General features: G+C 68.7%; 8 protein-coding genes. 4 read left to right on the top strand and 4 right to left on the bottom strand.

Annotation, left to right across the window (positions count from 1 at the left end; translation table 11 throughout):
* From pth to spoVT, 3 genes are all read left to right on the top strand, one after another.
* Positions 1 to 452: aminoacyl-tRNA hydrolase (pth, locus tag AB1609_10325; GenBank protein ID MEW6046862.1), on the top strand; the 452-nt coding region annotated here is incomplete at its 5' end.
* A gap of 88 nt (positions 453 to 540) precedes the next feature.
* Positions 541 to 4,134: a transcription-repair coupling factor gene (gene mfd / locus AB1609_10320; GenBank protein ID MEW6046861.1), complete on the top strand. Its 3,594-nt coding sequence runs from the start codon at positions 541 to 543 to the stop codon at positions 4,132 to 4,134.
* 175 nt (positions 4,135 to 4,309) lie between these two features.
* On the top strand, positions 4,310 to 4,864 hold the full coding sequence (spoVT, locus tag AB1609_10315) for a stage V sporulation protein T (GenBank protein ID MEW6046860.1): 555 nt from the start codon (positions 4,310 to 4,312) through the stop codon (positions 4,862 to 4,864).
* Here the strand turns inward: spoVT and AB1609_10310 are convergent, their stop codons facing one another.
* The 4 genes from AB1609_10310 to AB1609_10295 all read right to left on the bottom strand — a co-directional run bounded on the left by AB1609_10310 (position 4,865) and on the right by AB1609_10295 (position 7,113).
* A complete protein-coding gene (locus AB1609_10310) occupies positions 4,865 to 5,203 on the bottom strand; it encodes a septum formation initiator family protein (protein ID MEW6046859.1) in 339 nt (112 codons plus the stop codon).
* 113 nt (positions 5,204 to 5,316) lie between these two features.
* Positions 5,317 to 5,703 (bottom strand): spore cortex biosynthesis protein YabQ, encoded by a 387-nt coding sequence (yabQ, locus tag AB1609_10305; protein MEW6046858.1) that lies wholly within the window; start codon positions 5,701 to 5,703, stop codon positions 5,317 to 5,319.
* A gap of 66 nt (positions 5,704 to 5,769) precedes the next feature.
* Positions 5,770 to 6,063 (bottom strand): sporulation protein YabP, encoded by a 294-nt coding sequence (yabP, locus tag AB1609_10300; GenBank protein ID MEW6046857.1) that lies wholly within the window; start codon positions 6,061 to 6,063, stop codon positions 5,770 to 5,772.
* A 51-nt stretch (positions 6,064 to 6,114) separates the two neighbouring features.
* On the bottom strand, positions 6,115 to 7,113 hold the full coding sequence (locus AB1609_10295) for a SpoIID/LytB domain-containing protein (protein MEW6046856.1): 999 nt from the start codon (positions 7,111 to 7,113) through the stop codon (positions 6,115 to 6,117).
* A gap of 112 nt (positions 7,114 to 7,225) precedes the next feature.
* On the opposite strand from AB1609_10295, the gene AB1609_10290 reads away from it, so the two are divergent.
* On the top strand, positions 7,226 to 8,478 hold a 1,253-nt coding region (locus tag AB1609_10290; GenBank protein MEW6046855.1), incomplete at its 3' end, for a MazG family protein.

The raw sequence follows: 8,478 nt of genomic DNA, 5'->3' as shown, positions 1-8,478 counted from the left end.
GCAACGATATCGAGTGGATCCTCGCTTACCCGCTCACCTTCATGAACGAAAGCGGCAGGGCCGTCGCCTGCCTGGTGCAGCGGTTCTCGCTGAAGCTGGACGAAGTCCTCATCATTTACGACGACATGGCGCTGCCGCCGGGCCGCATACGGGTGCGGCGCGGGGGTTCGAGCGGTGCTCACAAGGGCATGCAGTCGGTCATCGACCGCCTGGGGACGGAGGCCGTAGCGAGGGTCCGCATCGGCATCGGGGAGCCGCCACCCGGGACGAGCGGGGTCGAGTGGGTGCTGCAGGTGCCCCCGCCCGAAGAAGCGGCGCTGATCGCCGAGGGGGCCCGGCTCGCCGCGCAGGCCGCCGAATACTGGGGCCGTTACGGCGTGGAGGCGGCCATGAACCGGTTCAACGCCGGCGCTCCCGGGCGAGTGAACGGTGACGCTGCAGGAACACATTAAGGTAGGTTCCGGAGGGTAAGAACCTCGCCGGCCTGCACCCCCTTATCGGGAGCGGCCGGCCGTATGCGCGTCGTTGCGGGGTGGACGCATGCTTCTTGCCGGGTTGGTCGATCTGGTGCGCCAGGGCGACGGCGTTCGCAGGATAGCCGCCGCGTTCACTGCGGGCGCCTCCGATCAGATGGTGGTGGGCGCCGACGGGTCGCAGAAGAGCGCCCTGCTGGCCGCGCTGTTCAGGGAACTGCAGGAGCGGGCCGGTCTTTCGGCCGTGCTGGTGCTGACGCCCACCCGGCAGACCGCCGAACGCTGGTACGAGGATCTGATCCACCTCCTGGGCGACGAGAGCGTCGGGTATTTCCCGGCACTGGAGACCCTGCCCCACGAGGAGGTCACCCCCTCCCCCGAGCTTTCCGGCCGGCGCATCGACGCGCTGATGCGCCTCGCGGGTGCTGGCCGCCCGCCCTCGGTGGTGGTGGCGCCGGCAGCGGCCGCGACCGAGCGGCTCATCCCGCCCGACGTCCTGCGCCGGTTCGTCTTCCCCGTGAAAGCCGGCGAACGCCTCGACCTGCAGAAGCTGGCGGCCGGTCTCACGGCGGCCGGCTACGAGCGCCGCGGGAAGGTGCAGGGGCCGGGGCAGATGAGCGTTCGGGGCGAGATCCTGGACGTCTTTCCCCTGGATGGCGAGCAGGGCCTTCGCATCGAATGGTTCGGCGACGAGGTGGAGTCCATTCGGCTGTTTGACGTGGAGAGCCAGCGGTCGTTCGGCACGCTGAACGAGGTGGTCGTCCCGCCGGCCCGGGAGCTTCTGCTGACCGAAGAAGCGCTGTCGCGAGCACTGAACCAGCTGGGCCAGCGCGGCCGCCGCCAGGCGGAGCGGCTGCGCGCCGCAGGACGCCGGCAGGAGGCCCGGCGGCTGGAGGAGCGCATCGCGGCGCACAACGAACGCCTAGCCACCACCGGCTACGTCGAGGGTGCCGACCAGTACCGGCCGATTTTCTACCCTGAACTCTTCCTCCTGCCGGCCTTCATGGGGCAGGGGCTGGTGGTGCTGGACGAACCGGCCCGCCTCAAGGAGCGGATCGCTTCGGCGCAGGTGGAGTGGAGCGAGCTTTACCAGGGCCTGCTGGAGCGCGGCCGGGTGCTCCCCGAAGAGACGGGGTGCTTTGCGTGGTGGGACGACGTGGTGCAGGCCACGCGGCGCCACGCCGTGCTCTACATGTCACTGCTGCCCCGCCGGATTGAGGGGATGGACCCGCAACAGGTCCACCAGTTGCACGCGCGGCCGGCCGGCACGTTCCACGGCAACTGGCAACTGCTGGCAGACGAGCTCCGCGCCCGCCAGAAGCAGCGTTTCCGCGTGCTCCTGGCGCTCGACTCCGAGGCCCGTGCCCAGCGGGCCCGAGAGGCGCTGGTCGGGGAGTCGGTGCCGGCCACGCTCGCCCGGCGCGTGGACGGCGAGCTGAAGCCCGGCAACGTGGTGGTGGTGCCCGCTCGCCTTGCCTCGGGCTTCGAACTGAACGAACTCAAGCTGCTGGTGCTCACCGACAGCGAGGTCTACGGCAAGCAGGCGCGTCCCCGGCGGCTCCGGCCGCAGCCCGCGGCCCCCGGCGCCCGGATCACCGACTACCTGGAGCTGCGGGAGGGCGACTACGTGGTGCACGTCAACCACGGGATCGGCCGGTACCGTGGCATCCAGACCATGGAGGTGGGCGGGGTACGGCGCGACTACCTGGTGGTGCAGTACGCGGGCGAGGACCGGCTGTACGTGCCCACCGACCAGGTGCAGTTGCTGCAGAAGTACATCGGCAGCGACGACGAACCGCCCAAGCTGAACCGCCTCGGCGGCCTGGAGTGGGCTCGGATCAAGAAGCGGGTCCGTGAGTCGGTTCAGGAGATGGCGGAGTCGCTCCTCAAGCTGTACGCCGAACGCCAGGCCCAGCCGGGGTATGCGTTCGGCCCGGATACGTCCTGGCAGAAGGAGTTCGAGGAGGCGTTCCAGTTCGAGGAGACGCCAGACCAGCGGCGTGCCACGGAAGAGGTCAAGGCGGACATGGAAAAGGCGCGGCCCATGGACCGGCTGCTGTGTGGCGACGTGGGGTATGGCAAGACCGAGGTGGCCATGCGTGCCGCGTTCAAGGTGGTGGCTGAGGGGCGACAGGTGGCGGTGCTGGTGCCCACCACAATCCTGGCGCAGCAGCACCACCGCACGTTCACCGAGCGCATGGCGGGATACCCGGTGCGCATCGAAATGCTCTCGCGCTTTCAGTCGCCGGCCGAGCAGAGCCGCATCCTGGACGGCTTGAGGGCCGGGACGGTTGATGTCGTCATCGGCACCCACCGGCTGCTTTCCAGGGACGTCCAGTTCAAGCAGCTTGGGCTCGTCATCGTGGACGAGGAGCAGCGGTTCGGGGTGGCGCAGAAGGAGCGCCTGAAGGAACTGCGCCGCACGGTGGACGTTCTCACCATGACGGCGACGCCCATCCCCCGGACGCTGCACATGGCCCTCTCGGGCCTCAGGGACATGAGCATCATCGAGACGCCCCCGGAAGGGCGGTACCCGGTTCGAACCTATGTCGTAGAGTACCAGGACGACCTGATCCGTGACGCCATCGTGCGCGAGCTTTCGCGCCAGGGCCAGGTGTACTTCGTTTACAACCGGGTCCAGACGATCGACCGCATGGCGGCGCACGTGCAGGAGCTGGTGCCGGAAGCAAGGGTTGCGGTCGCTCACGGGCAGATGGAAGAATCCCGGCTCGAGGAGGTCATGCTGGACTTCCTCAAGTGCCAGTACGACGTGCTGGTCTGCACGACCATCATCGAGACGGGGATGGACATCGGCAACGTCAACACGCTGATCGTTTACGACGCGGACCGCCTCGGGCTTGCGCAGCTTTACCAGTTGAGGGGCCGTGTCGGGCGCAGCAACCGGGTCGCCTACGCATACTTCACGTATCGCAAGGAGAAGGTGTTGACGGAGGACGCTGAGCGCCGGCTGCAGGCGATCAAGGAGTTCACGGAACTGGGTTCCGGCTTCAAGATCGCCATGCGGGACCTGGAGATCCGGGGCGCCGGCAACCTGCTGGGGCCTGAACAGCACGGGCACATCGCATCGGTTGGTTTTGAACTTTACTGCCGATTGCTGGAAGAGGCGGTAAGGGAAGTCAGGGGAGAGGTGGTGCAAAAGCCCCCCGAACCGGCACTGGATCTACCGGTCGATGCCTACCTGCCCGACCGGTACATCCCGGACTCGGGGCAGAAGGTCGAATTTTACAAGCGTATCGCCGCAGCAGCGGACGAGCAACAACTGGATGGCATCGCGCAGGAGATGGAAGACCGGTTTGGTACGATGCCGCAGTGCGCCCGCAACCTGCTGGAAGTGGCGCGCCTGAAGGTACTTGCCCGGGAGTGCGGCATCGGTTCGATATCGCAGGAGCGGGACACGGTGACGCTCAGGGCCTGGGCCGGGCTTCAGCTTCCAACCGATCCCGTGGTCAGGATGGCCGCTCAGCTGAGGGGGCGGCTCACCTACCGTCCGGGCCGGATGGATACGCTGTGGATGCGGCGCAGCGGCATGGACGACGCCGAACTTCTCCAGACGCTGCGGGCGGTGCTGGGCCGGATTCGGGAGGCCTGGCCCGTAGCGCCACATCTTCAGCAGGCGGCAGCGGGTGATCGACGAAGCTAGTTTGAAGCAATAACGCAAGCTCTCACCTCATGAGCCGCAGTGCGCCCGTATAGGTCAATTTGCGGCGCTGTATACTACCACCGGGAAGCCGGAGAAGATCGCGGCAGAAATCGCTGGGACCGAAATCGGGCCCGCGGCGGCTCGCAATCGAGGGCTCGGTGTGGAGGGGTGCCACGTGAAGGCGACGGGGATCGTCCGGCGCATAGACGACCTCGGACGTGTAGTCATACCCAAGGAGATCCGTCGGACCCTCCGGATCCGCGAGGGAGATCCGCTTGAGATCTTCGTCGACCGGGAAGGCGAGGTCATCCTCAAAAAGTACTCGCCCATCGGCGAACTGGGCGAGTTCGCGCAGGAGTACGCGGATTCCCTGTACGAGACAACCGGGCACGTTGCCATCATCACGGACCGTGACGCCGTGGTGGCCGTTGCCGGCGCCCCCAAGAAGCAGTGGATGGACAAGCCGGTTACCCCCGCCATCGAGCGGGTGATGGAGGGCCGCAAGCCGGTGCTGTTCCCCCGGCCCGGCGAGGCACGCCCGGCGCCCGAGGGTGAAGAAGAAGAGCGGTGGGACTTTCACTCGATGGTGGTGGCACCCATCATTGCCGAGGGTGATCCCATTGGGGCCGTCGTGCTCGGCACCAAGGAAGCGGAGAAGCGGGTCGGTGAACTGGAGCTGAAGCTGGCCGAGACGGCGGCGGGCTTTCTGGCCAAGCAGATGGAGCAGTAGTCAGCGCCTGCTGGGCACCCGGTAGGGATCGTCTGCCGGCACGGGGTACGCGGGCTCGAACACCTCTTCGCCGGGCCGAACCAGGCCGAGCCAGGAGCGGGCTCTGGACTCAATGGCGTCGAGGCTCAGAGCCTGCCGCAGGGCGTTTTCCATCTGCTCGTTTCGCTGGCGTTGCGCCTGGAGCCGGGCCTCCAGGGCACGCACCTGCCGGTTCATCTCGACGGCGCGCAACGCTGTCCCCGCGAACGACACCGCGCCCATGACGAGCGCCAGCGCCACGATCCGCCGCCAGGCTTTCACCCCGACCCTGTAGCGCCGGCCCCGCAGGTAGAAGACCAAAGCCCCTCCCCATCCCCTTCAACCCCGTCGCAGCGGCCGGTACGCCCGGGTGGTGGCAGGACTATTTCGAGCCCCTGGCCCGGCAATCCTTCCCCGCACGCTGCGCGTTTCCCTTACGGCACCCCCCACGGGCGGCTCCGCCTGATGATCCACCACCAGGTACCCAGCACGGCCCGTACCAGCGAGGCGACCGCAGCGCCCGAGGCCCAGACCAGGTACACGACAACGGGGCTCAAAGTCATCCGGTACGCGGCGATGCCCAGAGCAAGGCCCACGAGGGTGAACAGGCGCATCTGCGCGCCGTCGGCGAGCAACAAAAGCCAGAAGGCTACCGGCCCCAGCAGGCTGAGCAGCAGGAGGTCCATCACGAACACCACGGCGGAGCGCCGGACCCCAATGAGCCCTTTGAACGAGCGGTACAGGTCCCACACCGCGGCCAGAGCAGCACCCGCCAGAGCGACGCGGCCCACCAGCACAAGCTGCCCGGCGAGGGAAAGCATGTGCCACCAACCCCCAACCCGCAAGCGCTCACCAGGGTATGGGGGGTTGGCGTCGGAGGTTACGAATCAGCGCATCAACCGGCCGAGAAAGCCGCGAGCCCGCCTCCCGGCCGACTCCTGGGCGTACTCCAGGCTGTGAACGAGCCCGGAGACCCCCATGGTGCCCTCTTCGACGTTGAGGGCGAGGATCTGCATCCCCTCGCCCCGGACCACCAGCACGCCCGCGTCGGTCTGCAGGATCATCTCGTCCTCGTCGAAGCTCTGGACGCTGAGGACGCCCTGGAGATCCAGTTGCTGCCGCCCTTTCAGGGTCACCTGATGGCGAACGACCTGGGCCGGCGCCTGACGGGTTTCCGCCACCCGTGCGCACCTCCGGGGCATGTATATGCAGGGGGTCGTGCGGCTGGCCGGCTACCACAGCTTCTCGATGCGGGTGCCCGGGTAGAAGGTTTGCACGATCTGCTCGGGGGTCTTCCCCTGGCGGGCCATCATCAGGGCGTCCCACTGGCTCAGGCCGACCCCGTGGCCCGATCCGGTGCCCGCCACCACCAGGCGGCCGTTGGAGAACTGGAACGTCCGCACGAGCGTCGATTTCATCCGCTCCGGGCCGAGCGCCACCCGCAGGCCGTTTCCAGAGATGCTGGCACGCCCGCTGGTCCCGCTGAGGTCCACCCGGGTGATGCGGCCGGTCGGGCCACGGGCGGCGACGCGCATACCCTGGATGGCCCCGACGTCGATCCCGGCCTTGGCCAGGGCGCTTGTGAGCTCCTGCTCGGAGAACTCCGCGCGCCACGACTTGAACTGGGCAGGCACCACCGTGTTGTTCGGCAACCGCACCGGCCGCAGGTAGGGCGCGTCGGTGACCCGCACGCCCAGCCCCTCTTCGGGGGTGGTGGTCTGCCCGCCGCTGTACGAGTGGAACCAGGCCCTGGCGTACCGCCCGTTGAAGGTGAGCACCTCGCCGCGGGTGCGGTTCACCGCCCGGCGGATCACGTCCGAGATCCGGGAGGGGTTGTACGCCTGGGCCTCCGTGGGGTCGCTGGATACGTCCGTGCCGTGGAGCGAGCGCGTTCCGCCCCGGCCCATGAACTCCAGCGTGAAGGTCCTGGCGAGGATGGCCTGGGCCGCGTAGGCGCTCTCGGGCCAGTTCTCCCACATCTCGCCGGCGACCACACCGGCGACGTACTCCTCGATGGGGAGTTCGCGTCGCTCGCCGGTCTGCTTGACGAAGAGCGAAATGCGGGGCTCGGTCGTGAAGCGCTGGACCCTGGCCGGCTCTTCGGGGGCATCCTTCGGCTGGCTGCCGGGCCCGGTGCGGTCGCCGGGGAAGCCGGAGAGGTAGAAAACCACGCCCGCCACCGCCAGCAACCCGAGCGTGGTCAGGGCAACATAACGCCGCCTGTTTGCCATTTTGGCGGGTGACTCCTTTCCCGTCCCTCCCACCAGATAGTGTGCGACGCCGGCAGCCGCTTGTATGAGCGGGGCCGCGGAGGCTAAGATCCCTGCGGCAGGAGGCGCGCACATGCAGATCACCGTGGTAGGGCTGGGGCCGGGGCCCGCCGACCTGTTGACGGTGCGGGCCGAGCACGCGCTGCGGCAGGCGAAGCGGCTTTTCCTTAGGACGCGCGCCCACCCCGTCGCGGAAACCCTGCGGGCCTGGGGCGTGGCGTTTACGGCGCTCGACGAGTACGTGGAGCGGGCGCCCACCCTCGAGGACGCCTGGAGGGCCATGGCGGACAGGCTATTGGAGGAGGCGGCGGGCGCGCCGGACCGGGTCGTCTACGGCGTCCCCGGGCATCCGCTCGTGGGGGAGCCAAGTGTTGGCCACCTGCTGGCCCGGGCTATGGAGCAGGGCGCCGTGGAACTGGTGCCCAGCCCCAGCGGCCCTGAGGCGGCCTGGGTGGAACTCCGGGTCGACCCGGTGGCGAGTGGCGCCGCATACATTGACGCCCGTCAGCTCGCTCGATTCGCCCCCCTCTCCGACGCGCTGCCGCCCCCCTCGGGCATGGCGTGGGAGCGCCGGCGGGGATACCTCGTCCTGCACCTCGACTCCCCCGTGCTGGCCGCGCAGGTGAAGGCGGCTCTCCAGCGGGCAAGAGGCCGAACGCAGCCGGTGGCGGTCGTACATGCGGCCGGGACGGCGCAGGCCCGAGTGGAATGGACGGTCCTTGGCGAACTGGACAGGAGGCGTGACTTCGGGCCCGGCACCGGCGTGTACGTGCCGCCGGCCGACGGCGAACTACCCGGGGCCGGGGAGGGGATGGAGGCGCTCGTGCGGATCATGGCGCGGCTCCGGGCGCCCGACGGCTGCCCCTGGGACCGGCGCCAGACGCCCGGAAGCTTGCGGCGGTACATCATCGACGAGGCCTATGAAGCGTGTGAGGCCATCGAGCGCGGTGACCCGGACAGGGTGCAGGACGAACTCGGTGACCTGCTGCTCCAGGTGCTCTTCCAGGCGCAGATCGCCAGCGAACAGGGCCGCTTCGACATGGCCGGCGTGGAGGCCCATCTGCGGGCCAAGCTCATCCGCAGGCACCCGCACGTGTTCGGCGACGCCCGGGTGAAAGACGCCGCCGAGGTGCTGGAGCGGTGGGAGGCCATCAAGCGGCAGGAAAGAGGGCAGGCGGAGGGCGATCAGGCCAGCGGCGCCCCGTCCAGCCTCATGGACGGCCTCACCACCGGCCTCCCATCCCTGTCCTTCGCCGAAGCGGTGCAGCGCCGGGCGGCCACGGTGGGGTTCGAGTGGCCGGAGATCTCCGGGGCAGGCCGCAAGGC

The sequence above is a fragment of the Bacillota bacterium genome (assembly GCA_040754675.1).
Classification (GTDB): domain Bacteria; phylum Bacillota; class Limnochordia; order Limnochordales; family Geochordaceae; genus Geochorda.
Note: the sequence above shows the minus strand (reverse complement) of the source record. Positions and strands in the feature narration are given on the sequence as shown.

What these genes read in the sequence shown, in the direction of transcription:
- mfd (MEW6046861.1), top strand. Translation starts at nt 541, where the DNA reads ATGCTTCTTGCCGGGTTGGTCGATCTGGTGCGCCAGGGCGACGGCGTT.
- yabQ (MEW6046858.1), bottom strand. Translation starts at nt 5,703, where the DNA reads ATGCTTTCCCTCGCCGGGCAGCTTGTGCTGGTGGGCCGCGTCGCTCTG.
- AB1609_10295 (MEW6046856.1), bottom strand. Translation starts at nt 7,113, where the DNA reads ATGGCAAACAGGCGGCGTTATGTTGCCCTGACCACGCTCGGGTTGCTG.